At 63.9% G+C, this 22545-nt stretch carries 22 protein-coding genes and 1 tRNA gene; 20 read left to right on the top strand and 3 right to left on the bottom strand.

The window, feature by feature from the left end:
• Positions 1–42: 42 nt before the first annotated feature.
• The 9 genes from FDP25_RS05240 to aroA all read left to right on the top strand — a co-directional run bounded on the left by FDP25_RS05240 (position 43) and on the right by aroA (position 9297).
• A complete protein-coding gene (locus FDP25_RS05240) occupies positions 43–1185 on the top strand; it encodes an extracellular solute-binding protein (protein WP_154153137.1) in 1143 nt (380 codons plus the stop codon).
• A 79-nt stretch (positions 1186–1264) separates the two neighbouring features.
• Positions 1265–2335, top strand: coding sequence for an ABC transporter ATP-binding protein (locus FDP25_RS05235; RefSeq protein WP_154149605.1), 1071 nt, complete (start codon positions 1265–1267; stop codon positions 2333–2335).
• Between the two features lie 4 nt (positions 2336–2339).
• Positions 2340–3692 (top strand): aminotransferase family protein, encoded by a 1353-nt coding sequence (locus FDP25_RS05230; RefSeq protein ID WP_154149603.1) that lies wholly within the window; start codon positions 2340–2342, stop codon positions 3690–3692.
• 9 nt (positions 3693–3701) lie between these two features.
• Positions 3702–4628 (top strand): 3,5-dioxohexanoate:acetyl-CoA acetone transferase, encoded by a 927-nt coding sequence (kce, locus tag FDP25_RS05225; RefSeq protein WP_154149601.1) that lies wholly within the window; start codon positions 3702–3704, stop codon positions 4626–4628.
• Position 4629: 1 nt separating this feature from the next.
• On the top strand, positions 4630–5118 hold the full coding sequence (locus FDP25_RS05220; RefSeq protein ID WP_154149599.1) for a GNAT family N-acetyltransferase: 489 nt from the start codon (positions 4630–4632) through the stop codon (positions 5116–5118).
• Positions 5115–6137: a histone deacetylase family protein gene (locus FDP25_RS05215; RefSeq protein WP_154149597.1), complete on the top strand. Its 1023-nt coding sequence runs from the start codon at positions 5115–5117 to the stop codon at positions 6135–6137. The genes FDP25_RS05220 and FDP25_RS05215 overlap by 4 nt, the downstream gene beginning before the upstream one ends.
• Positions 6134–7234 carry an NAD(P)/FAD-dependent oxidoreductase gene (locus tag FDP25_RS05210; protein ID WP_154149595.1) on the top strand — a complete coding sequence of 367 codons (1101 nt, stop codon included), beginning with the start codon at positions 6134–6136 and terminating at the stop codon, positions 7232–7234. Before FDP25_RS05215 ends, FDP25_RS05210 begins: the two co-directional genes overlap by 4 nt.
• A gap of 13 nt (positions 7235–7247) precedes the next feature.
• The gene (locus tag FDP25_RS05205; protein WP_154149593.1) at positions 7248–7598 is read left to right on the top strand and encodes a RidA family protein; all 351 of its coding nucleotides are present in this window, start codon (positions 7248–7250) and stop codon (positions 7596–7598) included.
• A 349-nt stretch (positions 7599–7947) separates the two neighbouring features.
• A complete protein-coding gene (aroA, locus tag FDP25_RS05200; protein WP_154149591.1) occupies positions 7948–9297 on the top strand; it encodes a 3-phosphoshikimate 1-carboxyvinyltransferase in 1350 nt (449 codons plus the stop codon).
• A 9-nt stretch (positions 9298–9306) separates the two neighbouring features.
• On the opposite strand, the gene FDP25_RS05195 is transcribed toward aroA, so the two are convergent.
• Positions 9307–10845 carry a trimethylamine methyltransferase family protein gene (locus FDP25_RS05195; RefSeq protein ID WP_154149589.1) on the bottom strand — a complete coding sequence of 513 codons (1539 nt, stop codon included), beginning with the start codon at positions 10843–10845 and terminating at the stop codon, positions 9307–9309.
• A gap of 55 nt (positions 10846–10900) precedes the next feature.
• The gene (locus FDP25_RS05190) at positions 10901–12085 is read right to left on the bottom strand and encodes a CaiB/BaiF CoA transferase family protein (RefSeq protein WP_154149587.1); all 1185 of its coding nucleotides are present in this window, start codon (positions 12083–12085) and stop codon (positions 10901–10903) included.
• Between the two features lie 164 nt (positions 12086–12249).
• Between FDP25_RS05190 and FDP25_RS05185 the strand changes: the two genes are divergently transcribed.
• The 4 genes from FDP25_RS05185 to cmk all read left to right on the top strand — a co-directional run bounded on the left by FDP25_RS05185 (position 12250) and on the right by cmk (position 15928).
• Positions 12250–12846 (top strand): isochorismatase family protein, encoded by a 597-nt coding sequence (locus tag FDP25_RS05185; RefSeq protein WP_154149585.1) that lies wholly within the window; start codon positions 12250–12252, stop codon positions 12844–12846.
• Positions 12847–12949: 103 nt separating this feature from the next.
• Positions 12950–15001 carry an ASKHA domain-containing protein gene (locus FDP25_RS05180; RefSeq protein WP_154149583.1) on the top strand — a complete coding sequence of 684 codons (2052 nt, stop codon included), beginning with the start codon at positions 12950–12952 and terminating at the stop codon, positions 14999–15001.
• A gap of 96 nt (positions 15002–15097) precedes the next feature.
• Positions 15098–15171 (top strand) — tRNA-Gly (locus FDP25_RS05175).
• Positions 15172–15319: 148 nt separating this feature from the next.
• Positions 15320–15928 carry a (d)CMP kinase gene (cmk, locus tag FDP25_RS05170; RefSeq protein ID WP_154149581.1) on the top strand — a complete coding sequence of 203 codons (609 nt, stop codon included), beginning with the start codon at positions 15320–15322 and terminating at the stop codon, positions 15926–15928.
• A gap of 11 nt (positions 15929–15939) precedes the next feature.
• Here cmk and FDP25_RS05165 read toward each other — a convergent pair whose 3' ends face one another.
• Complete coding sequence (locus FDP25_RS05165; RefSeq protein ID WP_154149579.1) at positions 15940–16341, bottom strand: hypothetical protein; 402 nt, start codon at positions 16339–16341, stop codon at positions 15940–15942.
• 314 nt (positions 16342–16655) lie between these two features.
• Here FDP25_RS05165 and rpsA point away from each other — a divergent pair, with 314 nt between their 5' ends.
• From rpsA to trpB, 7 genes are all read left to right on the top strand, one after another.
• Complete coding sequence (gene rpsA / locus FDP25_RS05160; protein ID WP_154149578.1) at positions 16656–18338, top strand: 30S ribosomal protein S1; 1683 nt, start codon at positions 16656–16658, stop codon at positions 18336–18338.
• 291 nt (positions 18339–18629) lie between these two features.
• On the top strand, positions 18630–18914 hold the full coding sequence (gene ihfB / locus FDP25_RS05155) for an integration host factor subunit beta (protein WP_154149577.1): 285 nt from the start codon (positions 18630–18632) through the stop codon (positions 18912–18914).
• The gene (locus FDP25_RS05150; RefSeq protein ID WP_154149575.1) at positions 18914–19264 is read left to right on the top strand and encodes a lipopolysaccharide assembly protein LapA domain-containing protein; all 351 of its coding nucleotides are present in this window, start codon (positions 18914–18916) and stop codon (positions 19262–19264) included. The genes ihfB and FDP25_RS05150 overlap by 1 nt, the downstream gene beginning before the upstream one ends.
• Before the next feature lie 9 nt (positions 19265–19273).
• Positions 19274–19918 (top strand): phosphoribosylanthranilate isomerase, encoded by a 645-nt coding sequence (locus FDP25_RS05145; protein ID WP_154149573.1) that lies wholly within the window; start codon positions 19274–19276, stop codon positions 19916–19918.
• Positions 19915–20364: a GNAT family N-acetyltransferase gene (locus tag FDP25_RS05140; protein ID WP_154149571.1), complete on the top strand. Its 450-nt coding sequence runs from the start codon at positions 19915–19917 to the stop codon at positions 20362–20364. Before FDP25_RS05145 ends, FDP25_RS05140 begins: the two co-directional genes overlap by 4 nt.
• Before the next feature lie 193 nt (positions 20365–20557).
• A complete protein-coding gene (locus FDP25_RS05135) occupies positions 20558–21187 on the top strand; it encodes a class I SAM-dependent DNA methyltransferase (RefSeq protein ID WP_154149569.1) in 630 nt (209 codons plus the stop codon).
• Positions 21188–21264: 77 nt separating this feature from the next.
• A complete protein-coding gene (gene trpB / locus FDP25_RS05130; protein WP_154149567.1) occupies positions 21265–22509 on the top strand; it encodes a tryptophan synthase subunit beta in 1245 nt (414 codons plus the stop codon).
• Positions 22510–22545 lie beyond the last annotated feature (36 nt).

The following is a 22545-nucleotide window of genomic DNA, read 5'->3' as shown; positions in this document are numbered from 1 at the left end:
CACATTGATCCAACCAACAAGGAGAGACGAATGACCAAGAAAATGGATAACACAACCCGCTATGAGCGCCTGCGCGAGCGGTACATGAACGGCGACCTCGACCGCCGCTCCTTCCTCGGGCTGATCGGCGCGGCCGGTCTGGCCTACGGGGTGCAGACGCCCTTTGCCAAATATGCCAACGCTCAGACCGTCAGCCAGGTGCGCTTTGACGGCTGGGGCGGCGTGGTGTCGGAAGCCTTCCGCGAATATGCCTTTGACCCCTATACCAAGAAAACCGGGATCAACGTGGTCGACGGCACCTTCGGCGGCGGCGACGAATACCTCAGCCGTGTGAAGGCCAGCCAGGAAGGCGAGTACAACATCGCGCACCTCTCGGGCGTTTTCGACTATGCCCGCTATCACAACCTCGGGCTCAGCACCGTTCTGAACGAGGACAACATCCCGAACCTGCAATACGTCATTCCCAAGCTGGTCGACGTGTTCCGCAAGGTGAGCGACGGCAAGCTGTCCTGTGTGCCCTATGACTATGGCACCACCGGCATTGCCTATAACCGCAAGCATATCTCGGACGAAGAGGCCAAGGAGAAGGGCGCGAAGCTGCTGATCGACGAGGCCTACAAGGGCAAGATCGCCGGTTGGAGCGATTGGCGTACCCGCCTGTGGTATGCCGCGCTGCAAACCGGGCAGGACCCCAACAACATCGAGGATATCGACGCCGCGTGGGATGCCGTGCGCACGCACCGTGACCTGAGCCTGAAATACTGGGGATCGGGCGCCGAACTGATGAGCCTGCTGGCCGAGGAAGAGGTCTACGTGACCGAAGGCTGGTCGGGCCGTATCTATGCCCTGCAAGAGCAAGGCCACGATATGGGCTATATCGATCCGCCCAACGGCATGGGCTGGCAGGAGTGCCTGTTCGTCATCAAGGGCAGCCCGATGGAAGCCTGCGAGGAACTGCTCAACTTCATGCTGGCGCCGGAAACCTCGATCGCGGTGGCCGAAGGGCAGAACTATCCGCCCGCGCTTGACCCGCAGAAGGTGGACCTTGGCGACAAGATCCCGAGCCTGCCTGCCTTTGACCCGACGGGCAAACTGGATGGCCTGACCTTTGCCGATCCGGCCTATTGGAACGGCAATGAGCAAGAGTGGTCGAAAACCTTCGGCCGCGTGCAGAAGGGCTATTGACGCCTGACGCATAAGTCGTCCCGCCCCGGCCTCCGACCCGGGGCGGGATACCCCAGACGCCTGAGCAAGGACACCGCAGATGAGTTCCGTCACCCTGAATAATATCGTCAAACGCTTCGGCAACTTTACGGCCGTGCATCAAAGCTCGCTTGAGATTCCCGAGGGCGCGTTCATCACCCTGCTGGGGCCGTCGGGCTGTGGCAAGACGACGAACCTGCGGATGATCGCCGGGCTGCTTGATCCGACCGAGGGCGAGATCCTGATCGGCGGCAGGCGCGTCAACGACGTGCCGATTCACAAGCGCAACCTTGGTCTTGTCTTTCAGAACTACGCGCTGTTCCCGCATAAGACCGTGGCCGAGAACGTGGCCTTTGGCCTGAAATACCGCGATGTGCCCGCCAATGAGATTCCCAAGCGGGTGCAGGACGCGCTGGAACTGGTGCAGCTTCCGCATGTGGGCGAGCGCTACCCCAAGGAGCTGTCGGGCGGGCAACAGCAGCGTATCGCGCTGGCGCGTGCCATCGTGATCGAACCCGATGTCCTGTTGCTGGACGAGCCGCTTTCGGCGCTGGACGCCAACCTGCGCGAGGACATGCGCGTGGAACTCAAGCGCATTCAGGAACGCATCGGCGTGACCACGGTTTTCGTGACCCACGATCAGTCCGAGGCACTGGCCATGTCGGACCAGATCGTGGTGATGTCCGAAGGCCGGGTCGAACAGGTGGGCGCGCCCGAAGAGGTGTATAATACCCCGGCGTCGGAATTCGTGGCCAACTTCCTTGGGGCGTCCAACATCATGGAGGCCAAGTGCACCGGAACCGGGGGCGGTGTGACGGTGGAGGCGCCGATTTTCGGCCAGATGACCATCCCGTCCGAGAAAGCCCCGCGCGTCACCGGCGAAGGCCCCGCGAAACTGGTGATCCGGGCCGAGAAACTGCAACTTTCCGATGGCCCCGCGCCCGAAGGTGCCGTATCGGTCCCGGCGACGGTGGAAACCGTCGATTACCAAGGGCAGGCCGTGCGCTATTTCGTGCGGGCGGGCGAGACCCAACTGCAAGCGATCAACATGATTGACGGCCATCCTTTCGCGGAAGGGGCAGAGGTGCATTTGCACCTGCGCCCGCAGGATTGCGCCGCATTGCCGGGATAAGACGATGAACGAAAGACCAAGCCACCTGTTTTACCAAGGCCGACAACGGCGGCCGATGCTGGACCAAGCGCGCGGCGTCTACATGTGGGATGTGGACGGCAAGCGGTATCTTGACGGCTCCAGCGGCGCGATGGTGTGCAACATCGGCCATTCCAACGAAAACGTGCTGGAGGCGATGCGCCGCCAGATGGAAAAAAGCACCTTCGGCTACCGCCTGCATTTCGAGACCGAAGCCTCGGAAAAACTGGCCGCGAAAACGGCGGCGCTCTGTCCTGAAGGGCTGAACCGGGTGTTTTTCGTCTCGGGCGGCTCCGAAGCGGTGGAAAGCGCGATGAAACTGGCGCGGCAATACGCCATCGCCGTGGGGCAGGACAGCCGGTGGAAGATCATCTCGCGTGCGCCCAGTTACCACGGCTGTACGCTGGGGGCGTTGGCGATTACCTCCTACGATCCGCTGACCAAGCCCTTTGATCCGATGATGCAACCCATGCCCAAGGTACCCGCGCCGAGGGCCTATCTTGACGGGCTGGACCCGGAGGACGAGGCGACGGGCCATCATTACGCGGATATGCTTGAGGCGAAGATCATCGAGGAAGGCCCCGACAGCGTTCTGGCTTTCATGGTCGAACCCGTCGGCGGGGCCTCGACCGGGGCCTTGCCCCCGCCCAGGGGCTATATGGAGCGGGTGCAGGAGATTTGCCGCAAGTACGGTGTTTTGTTGATCCTCGACGAGGTGATGACAGGCGCGGGGCGCACCGGGGCCTTCCTTGCCTCGGAGCACTGGAACCTGGAGCCGGACATCATCGTGATGTCCAAGGGCTTTGCCGCCGGGTACGTGCCATTGGGGGCCATGGCCGCGCATGAGCGGCTGGTCGAGGCGGTTCTGGATTGGGGCGGGTTCCTGCACGGCTATACCTATGCCGGGAACCCCTTGGCCTGTGCCGCGGGCGCCGCCGTGATCGACGAGATCGAGCGGCAGGGATTGGTGCAGAACTCGGCCACCATGGGCCCAAAGCTGATGGAGCGGCTTGAAGGGCTTATGCAGCGCTATCCGATCATCGGCGACGTGCGGGGCATGGGCCTTCTGACGGCCTTCGAGTTCATGGCCGACAGGGGGAGCAAGGCGCCCTTGCCCAAACACCTCAAGGCCTTCGACCGTTTCGTGAATATCGCCTATGAAAAGGGGTTGATCGTCTATTCCCGCCGCACCCGCAACGGGGTGGAAGGCGATCATATCATCGTCGCCCCGCCGATGATCGTGAACGACACCCACCTTGATGAAATTGCCGGGATGCTGGATGCCTCCCTGGCGCAGTTCACCGATGAAATCCGCCCCGAGCTGGACAAGATCGCGTAAGAGGCCGCCATGCGGAAAATCCTGATCACCTGTGCCGTCACCGGCTCCATTCATACGCCCAGCATGTCACCGCACCTGCCGGTGACGGGCGAGCAGATCGCCGATCAGGCCATCGGCGCGGCCAGGGCGGGCGCCTCCATCCTGCACCTGCACGCGCGCGACCCGGACACCGGCCAGCCTTCGGCGGATGTGGCGCATTTCATGGGCTTTCTGCCGCGCATTCACGCCGAATGCGACGCGGTTCTGAACTTGTCCACGGGCGGCAGCGCGATCATGTCGCTGGACCAACGCCTTGCCGCGCCCAAACGGGTCGAACCGGAGATGGCCTCGCTCAACATGGGGTCGATGAACTTCGCGCTTTACCCCATGGCCGAGCGCATCACCGAGTGGCAGCACAACTGGGAAAAGCCGTTCCTCGAAGGCACCGATGATCTGGTTTTCAAGAACACCCCGCGCGACATTGGCCGTATCCTGACCGAACTGGGCCGCGACCGTGGCGCGCGGTTCGAATTCGAATGTTATGACCTGTCGCACCTCTACATGCTTAAGCATTTCGTGGATCGCGGGTTCGTGCAGGCACCGCTGTTCATCCAGTTCGTCTTTGGCGTCTTGGGCGGCATGGGGCCGGACCCCGAGAACCTGACGCATATGGTGCGGATCGCCGACAAGCTGTTCGGCGACGATTACATGTTCTCGGTGCTGGCGGCGGGGCGGCACCAGATGCCATTGATCACCATGGCGGCGGCCATGGGCGGGCATGTGCGTGTGGGGCTGGAGGACAGCCTGACCATCGCGCGCGGCACGCTTGCGGAAACCAATGCCCAGCAGGTCGAGAAAATCCGCGGCATTGTCGAGGGGCTGGGCCGCGAGGTGGCCACCCCCGGCGAGGCGCGCGACATCCTCGGCCTCAAGGGCGCGGACAGATTGGCGATTTGACATGACCGAGATCACCCTGCGCGTGGTGGATACCCCCGCGGACCTGCCCTTGCTGGACGAAGGGTTGCGGCGGCTGAGCGCCGATCTGGGCGATGAGCACAAGGGCGACGTGGCGTTGCTGGAACAGGCGCTTTTCGGGGTGCACCCTGCCGCCTATGCGACGCTGGCGATGGAGGGCGAGGACCTGCGCGGCGTGGCGCTTTACAGCCCCACGTTGTCCACCGTGCGCGGTGCGGCGGGGGTTTACGTGTCGGACCTGTGGGTCGCGCCCGAGGGGCGGGGGCATGGCCTTGGCCGCCGATTGCTGGCGGGGGCGGCGATGCTGGCGGCGCATTGGTGGAACGCCAAGTGGCTGACGCTGGCGGTCTATGAACATTCGACCGAGTCGCGCAAATTCTACGAGCGGCTGGGTTTCGGCCCGCAAACAGGCGCGACGGTGATGAAGCTGGACCCGGAGGGGTTCGAGGAACTGAAAGGGCATGCAAAATGAAGGCGATTTTCGACGAGCGGCAATGGCACCATGACCCCAAGCATTTCATGGCCAACGGCAAGCGCCTGCCATGCCCCGAACAACCCGCGCGGATCGAGAAATTGCTGACCGGGGCGCAAGCCGCGCAATGCGAGGTTTCGGCCCCGACCGACCACGGCCAAGGCCCCATCGCCGCGCTGCATTCGCCCGAATACCTGACCTTCCTGCGCAATATCTATACCCGCTGGCAACGCATCCCGGATGCGGGCGAGGAGGTGATCCCGAACATCCACCCTGCCAATCGCACCGATGGTTACCCGCGCTCGGCGGTGGGGCAGGCGGGCTTTCATCAGGCCGATACGGCCTGTCCCATCGGCGAGGGCACGTGGGAAGCGGCCTATTGGTCGGCGCAAACCGCGCTTTCCGCCGCCGATCTGGTGGCGGGTGGCGACATGGCCGCCTATGCGCTGTGCCGTCCGCCGGGGCACCATGCCTTTGGCGATCTGGCGGGGGGGTTCTGTTTCCTCAACAACGCCGGCATCGCCGCCGAACACCTGCGCATGAAGGGCCTGCGGCCCGCGATCCTTGACGTCGATGTGCACCACGGCAATGGCACGCAGGGGATTTTCTATGATCGCGACGACGTGCTGACCGTCTCGCTTCATGCTGATCCGGTGCGGTTCTACCCCTTCTTCTGGGGTCACGCGCAGGAACGCGGCGAAGGGCGCGGCTTGGGCTATAACCTCAACCTGCCGCTGCCGCGCGGCACCGATGATGATGCCTTCCTTGCCGCGCTCGACAGCGGCCTGACACGCATCGCCGATTTCGGGGCCGACGTGATCGTCGTGGCGCTGGGCCTTGATGCTTTCGAGGGCGACCCGTTTCAGGGCTTCGCCGTGACCACCACCGGCTTTGGCCGTATCGGGGCGGCGATTGCCAAGCTGGGCCTGCCGACGCTGTTCGTGCAGGAGGGCGGATACCTCTGTGACGAGTTGGGCGACAACCTTGCCGCCACCCTGACAGGGTTCGAGGACGCATGACACACGCCGATGTCATCATCATCGGCGGCGGCATCGCCGGGATCAGTGCGGCGGCGGAACTGGCCGAGGGGGCCAATGTGCTGGTTCTGGAGGGCGAGGCGCAGATTGGCTATCACTCCACGGGCCGCTCGGCGGCGATCTTCATCCGCAACTACGGCAACGCCACGCTGCGCGCTTTGAATGCCGCCGCCGCGCCGATCTTCGAGGCGCCCGAGGGCATTTCCGACCACTCGCTTCTTTCGCCACGCGGGGAGTTGATGGTGGCGGGCGAGGCCGAGATGGACACTTTGGAGGCCTATTGCGAGGGGGCCACCGGGTTGGAGCGGCTGACCGGGGCCGAAGCGGCGGAACTGGTGCCGATCTTCAAACCCGGCCCCATCGCCGGTGCGGTTCTGGAACGCGACGCACAGGATATCGACGTGGACCGCATGTTGCAGGGCTACGCCCGGCTGCTCAAATCGCGCGGCGGGCAGGTTGTCACCGGGGCCGAGGTGCAATCCATCACCCGGGGCCATTCGGCGTGGCAGGTCACGGCGGGCGGGGAAACCTATACCGCGCCGGTGGTGGTGAACGCGGGTGGGGCCTGGGCCGATCCGGTGGCAGAACTGGCTGGTACGCGTCCCTTGGGCATCCAACCCTACCGCCGTTCGGCGGCGATCATCCCCGCGCCCGAAGGCTATGACGTGGACCGCTGGCCGCTGTTCGGGGCGATCACCGAGTCGTGGTACGCCAAGCCCGAGGCCGGAAAGCTCATGGTCTCTCCGGCGGATGAAGACCCGGTCGATCCGCATGACGCCTGGCCCGACGACATGGTTTTGGCCGAGGGGCTCTATCGCTTTGAACAGGCGGTGACCCACCCGGTCACGCGGCTGGAACATTCATGGGCGGGCCTGCGCAGCTTTGCTCCCGACCGTACGCCGGTGGTGGGCTTTGATCCACGGGCCGAAGGATTATTCTGGCTCGCCGGTCAGGGCGGCTACGGGGTGCAGACCGCCCCGGCGCTGGCCCGCCTCACGGCGGCCCTGATCACCGGGCAGACGCCCGATTTGCCATCCGAAACCGTGGCGGCCCTGTCGCCCACCCGATTTGATACCTAGAAAGGACACCCCGATGACCGAAGTCACCCGCGCCCACGTGGGCCAACGCATGAGCCAGATCGTCACCCATGGCGACACCATCTATCTGGCGGGACAGGTGGGCAACCCCGGCGACAGCGTGGCAGACCAGACGAAAACCTGCATCGAACGGGTCGAGACGCTTCTGGCCGAGGCCGGATCGGATGCCACCCGCATCCTGCAATGCGTGATCTGGATGGCCGATATGGCGGATTTCGCCGAGATGAACGCGGTCTGGGATGCCTGGGTGCCCGAGGGCCACGCCCCGGCGCGGGCCTGCGGCGAGGCAAAGCTGGCCACGCCCGAGTACAAGGTCGAATTCATCGTGATCGCCGCCAAAGGGTGATTTTGGTCAGGGTGCCGATTTCTTGAAAAGAAATCGGATCGAAATCTTTTCAAGATTTCGTGCCGCCGCCATCGCAGCGGAGCCGCTCATCACGTCGGTCCTCGTGAGGCGACCACAGGCAAACCGTACGAAACTCCCGTACCTTTCTTACCGCGCGCCCTGTTGACCATGGGGGCGTGGTAAAAACGACCGACGTGAGACCGACGCGATGCAGATCAGGGTTTTCTTTGTTAACCAATGGGTTGCCGACGGTTCGCCGCCTTGACCGCGCTGCGCATTCACAAGCCGGATGGACGCGCGCCGGTGCTTGCGCTATCAGGCCTGCGATCTTCCTATGAAAGGCACGCCCATGTCCGGCCACGGCACCCCCATCCCCATGATCGCGCACCGTTCCTCGGGTCTCTCGGGCACCGCCGAGGTGCCGGGGGACAAGTCGATCTCGCACCGCTCCTTGATCCTAGGGGCCATGGCCGTGGGCGAGACCGTGGTGACCGGATTGCTGGAAGGGCAGGACGTGCTGGACACCGCCAAGGCGATGCAGGCCTTCGGCGCCGAGGTGGTGCGCGATGCGGATGGCACATGGCATATCCACGGCGTCGGTGTGGGCGGTTTCGCCGAGCCCGATCAGGTGATCGATTGCGGCAATTCGGGAACGGGGGTGCGGCTGATCATGGGGGCCATGGCCACCTCGCCCATCACCGCCACTTTCACCGGCGATGCCAGCCTCAACAAACGCCCCATGGCGCGGGTCACTGACCCTCTGGCGCTTTTCGGCACACAGGCCGTGGGCCGTTCGGGCGGGCGCTTGCCGATGACCATTATTGGCGCGGCGGAGCCTTTGCCGGTGCGCTATACCGTGCCGGTGCCTTCGGCGCAGGTGAAGTCGGCAGTGCTTCTGGCGGGGCTGAATGCCCCCGGCCAAACCGTTGTGATTGAACAGGAGGCCACCCGTGATCACACCGAGCGGATGCTCGAAGGTTTCGGCGCCACGATCACAACCGAGGTAACGGACGAGGGCCGGGTCATCACCCTGCAGGGCCAGCCCGAGTTGCAGCCGCAAACCATCGAAGTGCCGCGCGATCCCAGCTCGGCCGCCTTCCCGGTTTGTGCCGCCCTGATCACCGAAGGCTCGGACATTCTGGTGCCCAATATCGGGCTGAACCCCACCCGCGCGGGCCTTTTCACCACCCTGCGCGAGATGGGCGCCGACCTGACCTATGAGAACGAGCGCCAAGAAGGCGGGGAGCCTGTGGCCGACCTGCGCGCGCGGTTTTCGCCGAACCTGAAAGGCATCGAAGTGCCGCCCGAACGCGCCGCCAGCATGATCGACGAATACCCCGTCCTCTCGGCGGTCGCGGCTTATGCCGAGGGGCAAACCGTGATGCGCGGCGTCAAGGAACTGCGCGTCAAGGAAAGCGACCGGATCGAGGCCATGGCCACCGGCCTGCGCGCCAATGGCGTCGAGGTGGAAGACGGCGAGGATTGGTGGATCGTCCATGGCAAGGGCTTTGGCAATGTCGCCGGCGGGGCCACCTGCGCCAGCCATCTGGATCACCGTATCGCCATGTCGTTCCTCGTGCTGGGACTGGCCAGCAACGCCCCCGTTCGGGTGGACGACGGCGGGCCGATTGCCACCTCTTTCCCGATTTTCGAGGGGCTGATGGCCGATTTGGGCGCGGATATTCGGCGCGAGGGGTAAGCCCTGCGCCTACCGGTCAATGTCGGCCCCGCCGTCTGCCGTGCGGCGGGCGATGAAATCGTCGATTTCTTCAAGCCTTTCAGGGGCTAAGGGCGGCGGCTCATGCGCCTCGACCGTCTCGAAAAAGATCCGGTGCGCACGGGTTTGGGTATCCTCGGCCCCGCGTTCTGCCCAGTTTTCATAGTTCGACCAATCCGAGACCAGCGGCGAATAGAACGCGGTTTCGAACCGCTCCAGCGTATGCTGCGTGCCGAAGAAATGCCCGCCGTGGCCAACCTCTTGCATCGCGTCGAACCCGAGTGTCGCCTCGTTTACCTCCACCGGTTTGAAAAGCTCGGCAAACATCTGGAGCTGTTCGACGTCCACGATGAATTTCTCGGCCGAGGCAGTCAGCCCGCCTTCCAGCCACCCCGCCCCGTGCAGCAAAAGGTTGGTGCCGCCCATCAAGGCCCCCCAAAGCGACATCTGATGCTCATAGGCCGCCTGTGCATCCACCGTATTCGAGGCGGTCACACCCGAGGACCGCAGCGGCAGGCCATAAAATCGCGCCAGCTGCCCCGAGGCGAAAGCGGCCTTGGTGTATTCGGGCGTGCCGAAGGCCGGTGAGCCGGTTTTCATATCCACATTGGTGGTGAAACTGCCATAGCAGACCGGCGCGCCGGGCCGCGCGATCTGGGAAAGGGCAATCCCGGCCATGGCCTCGGCGTTTTGCTGGGCCAATGCGCCGGGCAGGGTGACCGGGGCCATGGCCCCCGACAGGGTGAACGGTGTCAGCACCATCAATTGCCCCGCGCGGGCGGCATCGATGATGCCGCGGCACATCAGGTGATCCAGTTGCAAAGGTGAGTTGGAGTTGGCTACACCATAGCAAACCGGGGTTTGTCGGAACTCTTCCTCGCTCAGGCCGTGGGCCAAGCGGATCATCTCATAGGCATCGGCGACCGCTTGCGCGCCGCGAAAGAAGACGAAGGGCACCTTGTCGGTCAGCGTCAGGACCGAGCGCGTCATGGCGAAGTGGCGCAGGTTGGGCGGTATGTCCTGCGCCTCGACAAAGGGGCCGATGACGTGGATCACGTCAAAACCCTGCGCCACGCGGCAGAGGTTATCGAGATCGGCCAAGGTGCCGGGCCGGCGCCCCCCTTTGATATCCGAGAAGTTTGGCGTGCCGCCGGTGGTGCAGATCGCCACCTTGTTGCCGCCAAGGCTGACGTCGCGGTCGGGGCCGCGCCCATGCAGGGTAACCTCGCGCGGGGCATGGCCCAAAAGCTCCATCACCAGATCGGGGTCGAAGCGGATCACCTGATCGCCCGCCTCCGTCATCCCCGCCTTGACCAGCAGCCTGCGCGCGTCGTCATCCAGAACTTTGAGGCCGATATCCGACAGCACCCGCAGGCTGGTCTTGTGAATCGCCTCAACCTCGTCGGGGCGAAACTGTTCGACCGGCGGGTAGGGGTTGCGCCATTGCCGCCAAGCGCGATCAAACGCGGCGGTGACGGTGTTTTGGCGGGCGCGGGCGCGGCCCCGGCGGGGTTTGGCGGTGGAGCTCATGGTGGCGGTGCCTTCGATGGTTTGGCTGCACCTGCCACCCTAGGCGATTCTGACCTCAGGTCTTGTTCTTTTTGGCCGAAGGCGTGTCGCCCGCAGGCGCATCCAGCCACTTCAATATCGTGGCCCGGTCGCCATCCAGCAAGGGCGCGGGGCGGCGGGTTTTGGGGTCGTCCAGGCCGGACATCTTGATGGGGTTGCCGGCGGCCACGTATTTCGGCTGCCCGTCCTCGCCCAGCACGTCCACCACCATATTGCGTGCCAGAATCTGACGGTCCTGCAGGGCTTCGGAGACATTCTGAATCGGGCCGGTAGGCACGCCCACGGACTCCAGCTTTTCGATCCAGTGCGCCTTGGGCTTGTCCAGCGTGATCGCCTCGATCAGCCGCTTGAGCGTGCGGGCGTTCTCGCATCTTGCGGGGTTGGTGGCAAAGCGCGGGTCATTGGCCAAGGGCAGGCCCAGCACATCGCAGAGCTTGGCGAAAAGCGCGTCATTCCCGGCGGCAATGACGAACAGCCCGTCGGCGGCGTGGAAGGTCTCGAACGGGGTGATCGACGGATGCCGGGCGCCGGTGGGGCCGGGAGAGGTGCCAGTGGTGGTGGTGATCGCGATGGCGTGTTCGAGAATCGCCAATTGGCTGTCGAGCATGGCCACATCCACCTTTTGCCCTTTGCCCGTCTGGCCGCGTACCATCAATGCGCCCATCACGCCCTGCACAAGGTACATGCCCGCCACGATGTCGCCGATGCTGGCCCCCACGCGCACCGGGTCGCGGCCCGCCTCGCCGGTGATCGACATCACCCCGCCGCGCGCCTGTACCACCATGTCATAGGCCGGTTTCAGGGCCTCGGGGCCGGAATGGCCGAACCCGCTGACCGCGCCATAGATCAGGTGGGGGTGGCGTTCATGCAAGTCTTCCCAGCCATAGCCCAGCTTTTCCATGGTGCCGGGGCGATAGTTTTCCAGCACCACGTCGGCACGCTCCAGAAGTCGGTCGAATATCGCGCGGTCCCCATCGGCCTTGAGATCAAGCGCGATGCTTTGCTTACCGTGGTTGATGGCGGCGAAATAGGCGCTTTCACCGTCCTTGAAGGGCGGGAAACTGCGGGTGTCGTCGCCGGTGCCGGGGCGTTCCACCTTGATCACATGCGCGCCGAGGTCGGCCATGGTCATCGAGGCGAAGGGACCCGCCAGAACATGGGTCAGGTCCAGAACGGTGATACCTTCGAGCGGTGGGGTCATGGGACGTCCTTTTCGTTGATGCCGACCGGGGTCATAGCAGCAGAGTACAACAGCGCCCTGACAAGGATCAAAATCCTTGTCGATTGACAAGCCGTGGCCCTTGGCGGCAAGAGGCAAGAGATGCTTGACCGCTTTGACCTTTTCCTTTCGCCGCAAGGTGCGGCATGATCTGGGCCGTGCTTTTCCTGGTTGCGGGGCTGGCCGTGGTCTGGTGGTGGGTCGCCTCCCGCCGGATGGTGCAGGTCAGCCAGGGGCCAACGGTGCCGCCGCGCCCGGGCCGTGCGCTTTTGCTGGTGGATTTGCAGGCCGGAAGCTGGAACGCCGCGCGCTATGACGAGGCCACCCGAAGCCGCATTGAAGCTGCCGTGGCGCGCGAGGTGGCCGTGGCGCAGGATCGCGGGTTCCCGGTCATTGCCCTCAAGCATGAGGTCGCCGCACCCGTGGCCCGCCTCATTGCGCCGCGCGCGTCCTCGGGGCCTCTGGCTGTGCCGTTTCAGGGGATGGCCGATCACGTCATCCGCCACTGGGCCGAGGACGGGTTCGAAACCGGCGAGCTGGACAATTTGCTGGATGTCTTGCGAGTCGGGCACTTGCGGATCATGGGGCAGGACGGGGCGCACAGCCTTGCCCGCACCGCGCAGGCGGCGCTGGATCGTGGAGTCGAGGTGGAACTGGTGCGCGATGGCATCGCCTGCACCGACAAACCCCGCTGCGAGGGCGCGATCGAGGCGCTGATCGGGCAGGGCGTGCGCCGCGTCTGATCCGCTATGCCGCTGGAATGCCATTTTCTGACGGTTGCGGGCTGTTAGTGGCGCTCTAAAGGTCTATGTTGCGGTCAACTTTCGGGAATATGAGGTGCCGGTCATGTCGCAAGATCCGCTTGTCGTCTTCACCCCCTCGGGCAAGCGCGGGCGCTTTCCCAAGGGCACGCCTGTTCTGACCGCCGCGCGGCAGTTGGGCGTCGACCTTGATTCGGTCTGTGGCGGGCGGGGCATCTGCTCGAAATGTCAGATCACGCCCAGCTATGGCGAGTTTTCCAAGCATGGCGTCACCGTGCATGACGATGCCCTGTCGGAATGGAACGCGGTCGAGCAACGCTATGACGACAAGCGCGGCCTGAAACCGGGCCGCCGCCTGGGGTGCCAGGCGCAGGTGATGGGCGACGTGGTCATTGACGTTCCCCCCGAATCCCAGGTCCACCGGCAGGTGGTGCGCAAGGCCGCCTCGGCCCGGGTGATCGACATGGACCCGGCCACGCGGCTTTATTTCGTCGAGGTGGACGAGCCCGACATGCACGAACCCACCGGCGATCTGGAGCGGCTGGAACGCGCGCTCACGCGCGAATGGGACATCCCCGAGATTCGCGCCGAAAGCTCGCTTTTGTCCAAGCTGCAACCCACGCTGCGCAAGGGCAAGTTCCAGGTCACCGTCGCCCTGCACAAATCCCATACCGATGATGTGGCCCGTGTGATCGACATCTGGCCGGGGCTGCACGAGGCTGGGCTTTATGGGCTGGCCATCGACCTCGGCTCAACCACCGTGGCGGCCCACCTGACCGACCTGGACACCGGCGAGGTCAAGGCCAGCTCGGGCATCATGAACCCGCAAATCCGCTTTGGCGAGGATTTGATGAGCCGGGTCAGCTATTCGATGATGAACCCCGGCGGCGATCAGGAAATGACCCGCGCGGTGCGCGATGCAATCAATACACTGGCCGAGGAAATCGCCAAGGAAGCGGGGATCGAGCCGCATCTGATCGTCGAAACGGTTTTCGTCTGCAACCCGGTGATGCATCACCTTCTGCTGGGGATCGACCCGGTGGAACTGGGGCAGGCGCCCTTTGCGCTGGCCACCTCGGATTCGATCTCCATGCCCGCACGGGAACTGGATTTGCTCGCCATCAATCCACGGGCGCGGACCTATGTGCTTCCCTGTATCGCGGGGCACGTGGGCGCGGATGCCGCCGCCGTCGCCCTGTCAGAAGAACCCGGCAAATCCGAGGATCTGGTCCTGATCGTGGACGTGGGCACCAATGCCGAAATCCTGCTGGGCGACACATCCCGCGTGCTGGCCTGTTCCTCGCCCACCGGCCCGGCCTTTGAGGGCGCGCAAATCTCAAGCGGGCAGCGCGCCGCGCCGGGGGCCATCGAGGCCATCCAGATCGACCCGGACACCAAGGAGCCGCGCTTTCGCGTCATCGGCTGTGACAAGTGGTCGGACGAAGAGGGATTTGCCGAGGAAACCGCCGCTACGGGCATCACCGGCATTTGCGGGTCTGGCATCATCGAGGCCGTGGCCGAATTGCGCATGGCGGGGCTGATGGACGAAAGCGGGCTGATCGGCTCGGCCGAGGCGACGGGCACGGCGCGGTCTGTGCCCGAGGGGCGCACCCACGCCTACCTCATTCACGACGCCACCGCCGAGGGCGGGCCGCGCATTCCCGTCACCCAAGGCGATATTCGCGCGATCCAGCTTGCCAAATCGGCGCTTTATGCGGGCGCGCGCCTGCTGATGGATGAACGCGGGGTCGACAAGGTGGATCGCGTGGTGCTGGCCGGGGCCTTCGGGGCGCATATCAGCCCGAAACACGCCATGGTGCTGGGCATGATCCCCGATGTGCCTCTGGACAAGGTCACAAGCGCGGGCAACGCGGCGGGCACCGGCGCGCGGATCGCCCTGTGCAACGTGGCCGCCCGGGTTGAGATCGAGCGCGTGGTGCGCGAGATCACCAAGGTGGAAACCGCCATCGAGCCGAAGTTCCAGGATCACTTCGTGGCGGCCAATGCCATCCCGCACAAGACCGACCCCTTCCCGGAACTGTCGAAAATCGTGCCGCTGCCCGATGTCAGCTTCAACACCGGCGGCGATGGCGGTGGCGACGAGGGCGGGCGACGTCGGCGCAGGCGCCGGGGCTGAGGCGGGGCGCGGAATTTTTCAAAAATTCCGCTCCGTTTTCCCTGCGGAAAACGGCCTTGACCCCGCGGGGGGGATTGCCTAACTACAGGGCTCGGCGCGGGTATGGTGAAAAGGTATCACGCGAGCTTCCCAAGCTTAAGTTACGGGTTCGATTCCCGTTACCCGCTCCAAAGATTTCCGGACCGTTCGATTTCGGGGCTCTGCCCCGCCGTCCTTCGGGCGGCCCCCTGGGATATTTTTGAAAAGAAGAAGATATCCGAGTTGCTTGAGGGGCTTGCGTTCTTCCTCTAGGTCTCTTGGCAGGACATGGGGTGAGATATGGCATTTACCATTGCGATCGACGGGCCTGCGGCGGCGGGCAAGGGGACGGTTTCCAAGGCGGTGGCCGCGTATTTCGGTTTTGCGCATCTCGATACCGGCCTTTTGTATCGCGCCACGGGGCGGCGGACGCTGGACGGCACCGATCCGGTTGAGGCGGCGAACTCCCTGCAAGCTGCGGATCTGGAGGCGGGCGACCTGCGCACGCCCGAGGTGGCGCAGGCGGCTTCCCGCGTGGCGGCCGACCCCGAGGTGCGTCAGGCCTTGGTGGATTTTCAAAGGGCCTTCGCGCGACGTGCGGGCGGAGCGGTTCTGGATGGGCGCGACATCGGCACGGTGATTTGCCCCGAGGCCGAGGTGAAGCTGTTCGTCACCGCCAGCGATGACATCCGCGCGGAGCGGCGGTTCAAGGAGTTGACCGAAGGCGGCCATGACGTGAGCTATGACGAGGTGCTGGCCGATCTGCGCGCCCGCGACGCGCGCGACAGCGCCCGCGCGGCGGCCCCGTTGAAGCCCGCCGAGGATGCGGTGCAACTGGATACCTCAAGGATGAGCATCGAGGAGGCCGTGGCGGCGGCGATTTCCGAGGTGGAGGCGCGGCGCGGCTGATCCATGTGATGTCAGGCGGGTGGGATTGGGCCACGTTCCCCCAAGAGCCAGCGCGCGACGTCAATATAGTCGAACACGAGCGATATGATGATGGTGATCAGATATGTCCAGCTTGCCAAGCGCGGCAGGCGCGGCATGTGGTGATGGCGCAGCATCCGCACCATATAGACGGCCAGGGGTGTCCAGATCAGCACATGCGGCAACCCCAAGAGCCGCACGAATCCCATCTGTCCGTAAAGCCACATCATGAAGGAGATATTCGCGATTGCAGCGGCCAGCAGAACCGCTCCGTCGCGTCGGCAGGATCTATGGATCAGGAGCAGGAGCGGCGTTGCGACCATGAGCAGGGTCATCCACCCGACCCAGAGTCGCAGCAGCGGGCCTTGGGTTGCGACGGCTTCGGAAAAACTCATGGTCGAGCCTCCTGCTTGGCGGGGGTCGGGGTGGATGGCTAACAGCGGGTCTTTGCCCGGTCAACCGTTGCGGCCGGATAAGACTTGCATTCAAGGGGCCAAGCGGCTAAACGCCCCTTGTCGACAAGGCGGAAACCGCCACGGACAAGTAGGATCGAGCAGGGTCGGGTGCTTACCGGCCCTCTTTGTTTTGTGGACCGTCTGACCAACGAAACCGTTCTGCCCTCGATTACCGAAGGGGCAGGGCATCAACCAAGACCGGCGGAGACAACCGCGCGGCCAGCTAAATCGATAGTAAAGGAACTGAACGCCACATGGCTAACAACGCATCGATGGAGGAATTCGAGGCCCTCCTTAATGAAAGCCTCGAAATGGACACGCCCAACGAGGGCTCTGTCGTCAAGGGCAAGGTCATCGCGATTGAAGCGGGCCAGGCCATCATCGACGTCGGCTACAAAATGGAAGGCCGTGTCGAACTCAAGGAATTCGCAAACCCCGGTGAAGCGCCCGAAATCGAAGTCGGCGACGAAGTCGAGGTTTACCTGCGCGCGGCGGAAAACGCCCGTGGCGAAGCCGTCATTTCCCGCGAAATGGCCCGCCGCGAAGAAGCCTGGGACCGTCTGGAAAAAGCCTATGCCGACGACCAGCGCGTCGAAGGCGCGATCTTTGGCCGTGTCAAAGGCGGCTTCACCGTCGATCTGGGCGGGGCCGTGGCCTTCTTGCCCGGCTCTCAGGTTGACGTGCGCCCCGTGCGCGACGCCGGCCCGCTGATGGGCCTCAAGCAGCCCTTCCAGATCCTCAAGATGGACCGTCGCCGTGGCAACATCGTTGTCTCGCGCCGCGCGATCCTCGAAGAAAGCCGCGCCGAACAGCGCGCCGAGGTCATCGCCAAGCTGGCCGAAGGGGACACCGTGGAAGGCGTCGTCAAGAACATCACCGAATACGGGGCCTTCGTGGACCTTGGCGGTGTCGACGGGTTGCTGCACGTCACCGACATGGCATGGCGCCGTGTGAACCACCCCTCGGAAATCCTGTCGATTGGCGAAACCGTCAACGTGCAGGTCATCAAGATCAACAAGGAAACCCACCGTATCAGCCTGGGCATGAAGCAGCTTCAGGAAGATCCGTGGGATCTGGTCGCCGCCAAGTACCCGCTGAGCTCGGTGCACACCGGCCGCGTGACCAACATCACCGACTACGGTGCCTTTGTTGAGCTGGAGCCGGGTGTTGAAGGTCTGGTTCACGTCTCGGAAATGTCCTGGACCAAGAAGAACGTGCACCCCGGCAAGATCGTCTCGACCTCCCAGGAAGTCGAAGTCATGGTGCTGGAGATCGACCCCAGCAAACGCCGTGTTTCGCTTGGCCTCAAGCAGACGCAGCGCAACCCCTGGGAAGTTTTCGCCGAAACCCACCCCGTGGGCACCGAAGTCGAAGGCGAGGTCAAGAACATCACCGAATTCGGTCTGTTCATCGGCTTGCCCGGCGAGATCGACGGCATGGTTCACCTCTCGGACCTGTCGTGGGACGAGCGTGGCGAAGACGCGATCCAGAACTACAAGAAGGGCGACATGGTCAAGGCCGTCGTCTCGGAAGTGGACGTCGAGAAAGAGCGCATCTCGCTCTCGATCAAGGCGCTGGACGGCGACCCCTTTGCCGATGCCGTGGGCGGCGTGAAGCGTGGCTCGATCATCACCGTCGAAGTGACCGCGATCGAAGATGGCGGCATCGAGGTGGAATACGAAGGCATGAAGAGCTTCATCCGTCGCTCCGACCTGTCGCGTGACCGTGCCGAACAACGCCCCGAGCGTTTCTCGGTCGGTGACAAGATCGACGTGCGCGTCACCAACATCGACAGCAAATCGCGCCGTCTTGGTCTTTCGATCAAGGCCCGCGAGATCGCCGAAGAGAAAGAAGCAGTCGAACAGTTCGGCAGCTCGGACTCGGGTGCATCGCTGGGCGATATTCTCGGCGCCGCGCTCAAGGGCGGCGACGACTGAGACCCGCCGATCAGGTGAATTTGAGAACGCCCCGGGCCAGCCCCGGGGCGTTTTCTTTGTACCTGCGAAGAGTCCGAATCGTGGGGCCGGGGGGCGCGGACGTAAGGCCGGGGAGGTCTGTCTTTGGCCAATTGCCGGCTTGGCAAGGGGGGGAATTATAGCCAAGTGGCCATTTTCTAGGGATTTTCTGCCCGATCCGGCCTGCCTTTCTGTTTCGGTTTTTCAACTTTCTATCTATAGTCGACCCGTTAATGGACGGGCGCGACTAACAAGATCCGTGGGAGGATACCGATGATCAGATCGGAATTGATTCAAAAGATTGCTGATGAAAACCCGCATTTGTTCCAGCGGGATGTCGAGCGGATCGTGAACACGATCTTCAACGAAATCACCGACGCCATGGCCGATGGCAACCGTGTCGAACTGCGCGGTTTCGGGGCCTTCTCGGTCAAGAAACGGGATGCGCGCACCGGTCGCAACCCGCGCACCGGGGAATCGGTTAAGGTCGAGGAAAAACACGTGCCGTTCTTCAAGACCGGCAAACTGTTGCGAGATCGACTGAACGGGAATTCCTGATGCGTTACGTTCGCTATGCCTCGATTGCCATCTTCGCGGTGGCGCTGATCCTGATCGCCCTAGCCAACCGCGCGATGGTGCCGGTCAAGGTCCTGCCCGATGAACTCTCGGGGATGGCGGCGCTCAACCCCAGTTACGAGGTGCCGCTTTTCGTGGTGATCTTCGGCGGCATCTTCGCGGGGTTCATCATCGGGCTGATCTGGGAATGGATCCGCGAACACGGCGAACGCGCCGAGGCCGCGCGCAAGGCCCGTGAACTCAGTGCCCTGCGCGCCGAGGTCCGCCGCCTCAAGGGCGAGAAAAGCCAAGGCAAGGACGAGGTGCTGGCACTTCTGGACGAAGCCAGCTAAACCCCGGGCATGGCCCATGATACCCGAGTCAAAATCTGTGGTCTGACAGAGACCGCCGACATCCCCGCCGCCATCGTGGCGGGGGCCTCTTACGTAGGCTTCGTGTTTTTCCCAAAATCCCCCCGTCATCTTGATCTTGAGGCGGCACAGTTCATGGCCACCTCGGTGCCCGAGGGGATCGTCAAGGTGGCGCTGACCGTGGATGCCGACAACGCCATGCTGGATGAACTGACCCAGCATGTGCCGCTGGACATGCTGCAACTTCACGGCAAGGAATCCCCGGCCCGTGTCTCGGAGGTGAAATCGCGCTATGGCCTGCCGGTGATGAAGGCCATCGGAATCGAGAGCGAAACCGACCTGACGCAAATCGACTTCTACGCCAAGGTGGCCGATCAACTGCTGATCGACGCCAAGCCCCCGAAAGACGCAGAGCGACCCGGTGGCAACGCCGTGGCCTTCGACTGGTCCCTGATCGCCGGGCGGCGTTGGCCCCTGCCCTGGATGCTGGCCGGGGGGCTGACGCCTGAGAACGTCGGCGAGGCGGTGCGCGCCACCGGCGCACGGCAGGTCGATGTCTCCTCGGGGGTGGAAAGCGCGCCGGGGGTGAAGGACGCGCAGAAGATGGTGGATTTCGTAACCGCCGCCCGCGCATGATCCGGTTTCGGGAGGCCACCCGCGATGATGTCGCGGCGGTGGTGGGCCTCTTGGCCGACGATATGCTGGGGCAGGGGCGCGAGGCGTCGGATCTGGCCCCCTACATGGCCGCCTTCGACGCGATGCAGGCCGAGGGCAACAACCGTGTGATCGTGGGCGAGGAGGAGGGCGGCAGGATCGTCGCCACCTATCAACTGACCTTCATTTCCGGCCTGTCCCTTCTGGCCGCGCGGCGCGCGCAGGTCGAAAGTGTGCGCATCGCCAGTGACATACGCGGTCAGGGTCTGGGCCATCGGATGTTCGCGGATGTCGAGGCCCGCGCCCGCGCCGCCGGCTGCCGGTTGATTCAACTGACGATGAATGCAACCCGCACCGACAGCCGTAGATTCTACGAGGGCTTGGGGTTCGAGGCCTCGCATATCGGGTTCAAGCGGTATCTGGACTGAGCGGGCCCGACCCAAAGGAGCGGCTTGCGCCGCGCAGGTTTAGCGCGCTGGGGCGCGCCGCAAGGGGGCTTTGCCCCCGGCTGAAAATGGGATTTTCAGCCTCCCCCAGGGTATTTTGGCCAAGAAAAAAGGGGGATTGTCATCTGCCGGGCCGGGACCGATAGTTTTGCAGAAAACACCGAGGAGGTGCAGAATGACGACGCACAGGGATGTTTTGGACCGGGTTTACGGGGCCGAGACGCCGGAGCAATCGCAGGCCGCCTATGACCAGTGGTCGGCCAGCTATGACGCCGACAACCTCGCCAAGGGTTTTCGCCTGCCGGGGTTGGGGGCGGCCATGCTGGCGCGGCATCTGGGTGTGACAGGTGATCCGGTTCTCGACGCGGGGTGTGGTACCGGGCTTGTTGGCGAGTCTTTGGCCGTGCTGGGGTATGGCCCGATCACCGGCTGTGACCTGTCGGCCGAGATGATCGCGGCGGCGCGGCAGACCGGCGCCTATGCCGGGTTCGAACAGGCCAACATGGCCGAGGCCCTGCCGTTCGCGGAGGATACATTTTCGGGCTTCACCTGTATCGGCTCTTTCGGGCCGGGCCATGCGCCGCCCGAAAGCCTGTATGAGCTGGCCCGCGTCACCCGGCCCGGCGGGGTGGCGGTGTTCAACCTGTTGACCGCCTCGTGGGAGGAACAGGGCTTCCCGCAGGTGATCGAGGCGCTGACCGCGCAAGGCGCATGGGAAGAGGTCGAGATCAGCCGCCCCTTCCGGCCCTATCTGCTGGCCGAACCCGACCTGTGGTCGCGCTTGCACGTGATGCGGATGCTTTAGGTTTTCACTGGAAAATCCTGTGCGCGTCCCATATTGATCGGCAGGATCAAACGGCCCAGACGGGAAGGCAGACAGCGATGAACGATCTTTTCAATTCCTTCATGACCGGACCCGACGAAAAGGGCCGGTTCGGTGACTTCGGCGGGCGGTTCGTGTCCGAAACGCTCATGCCGCTGATCCTCGAATTGGAAGAGCAATACGAGAACGCCAAGACCGACGAAAGTTTCTGGGACGAGATGCACGATCTCTGGACCCATTACGTCGGCCGCCCCAGCCCGCTGTATTTCGCCGAGCGCATGACCGAGGCGCTGGGCGGTGCGAAAATCTATCTCAAGCGTGATGAGTTGAACCACACCGGCGCGCACAAGATCAACAACGTGCTGGGCCAGATCATCCTTGCCCGCCGCATGGGCAAGACCCGGATCATCGCCGAAACCGGCGCCGGGCAGCACGGGGTGGCCACCGCCACCGTCTGTGCCAAGTTCGGGCTGAAATGCGTGGTCTACATGGGCGCGCATGACGTGCAGCGCCAAGCCCCCAACGTCTTCCGTATGCGCCTTCTGGGGGCCGAGGTGGTGCCGGTGACCTCCGGCCGTGGCACCCTCAAGGACGCGATGAACGATGCGCTGCGCGACTGGGTGACCAATGTGCGCGATACCTTCTATTGCATCGGCACCGTGGCGGGCCCGCACCCGTACCCCGCCATGGTCCGCGACTTCCAGTCGATCATCGGCAAGGAAGCCAAGGAACAGATGCAGGCCGCCGAAGGGCGTCTGCCCGATACCGTGATCGCCGCCATCGGCGGGGGCTCGAACGCCATGGGCCTGTTCTTTCCGTTCCTCGACGACAAGTCGGTGAACATCATCGGCGTCGAGGCCGGGGGCAGGGGCGTCAACGAGAAGATGGAGCATTGCGCCTCGCTTACCGGCGGGCGCCCGGGTGTTTTGCATGGCAACCGCACCTACCTTCTGCAAGACGATGATGGCCAGATCCTCGAAGGCTATTCCATCTCGGCGGGCCTCGATTATCCCGGCATCGGCCCCGAGCATAGCTGGCTGCATGAAATCGGCCGGGCGCAATATGTCTCGATCACCGACAAGGAGGCGCTGGAGGCGTTCCAGTTCTGCTGCGCACAAGAGGGGATCATCCCCGCGCTGGAACCCAGCCACGCCATGGCGCATGTGATGAAGATCGCACCCGAACTGCCCCGCGATCACATCATCTGCATGAACATGTGTGGCCGCGGCGACAAGGACATCTTCACCGTCGCCAAGCACCTTGGTTTCGACATGGGCGACACCGAGGGGCGTGACGCGGATTGATCGGCCGTCCGGCGAGGCGTGAGGCCGACATCTTTG

It is taken from the genome of Roseovarius bejariae (assembly GCF_009669325.1).
GTDB classification, from domain to species: Bacteria; Pseudomonadota; Alphaproteobacteria; order Rhodobacterales; family Rhodobacteraceae; genus Roseovarius; species Roseovarius bejariae.
Note: the sequence above shows the minus strand (reverse complement) of the source record. Positions and strands in the feature narration are given on the sequence as shown.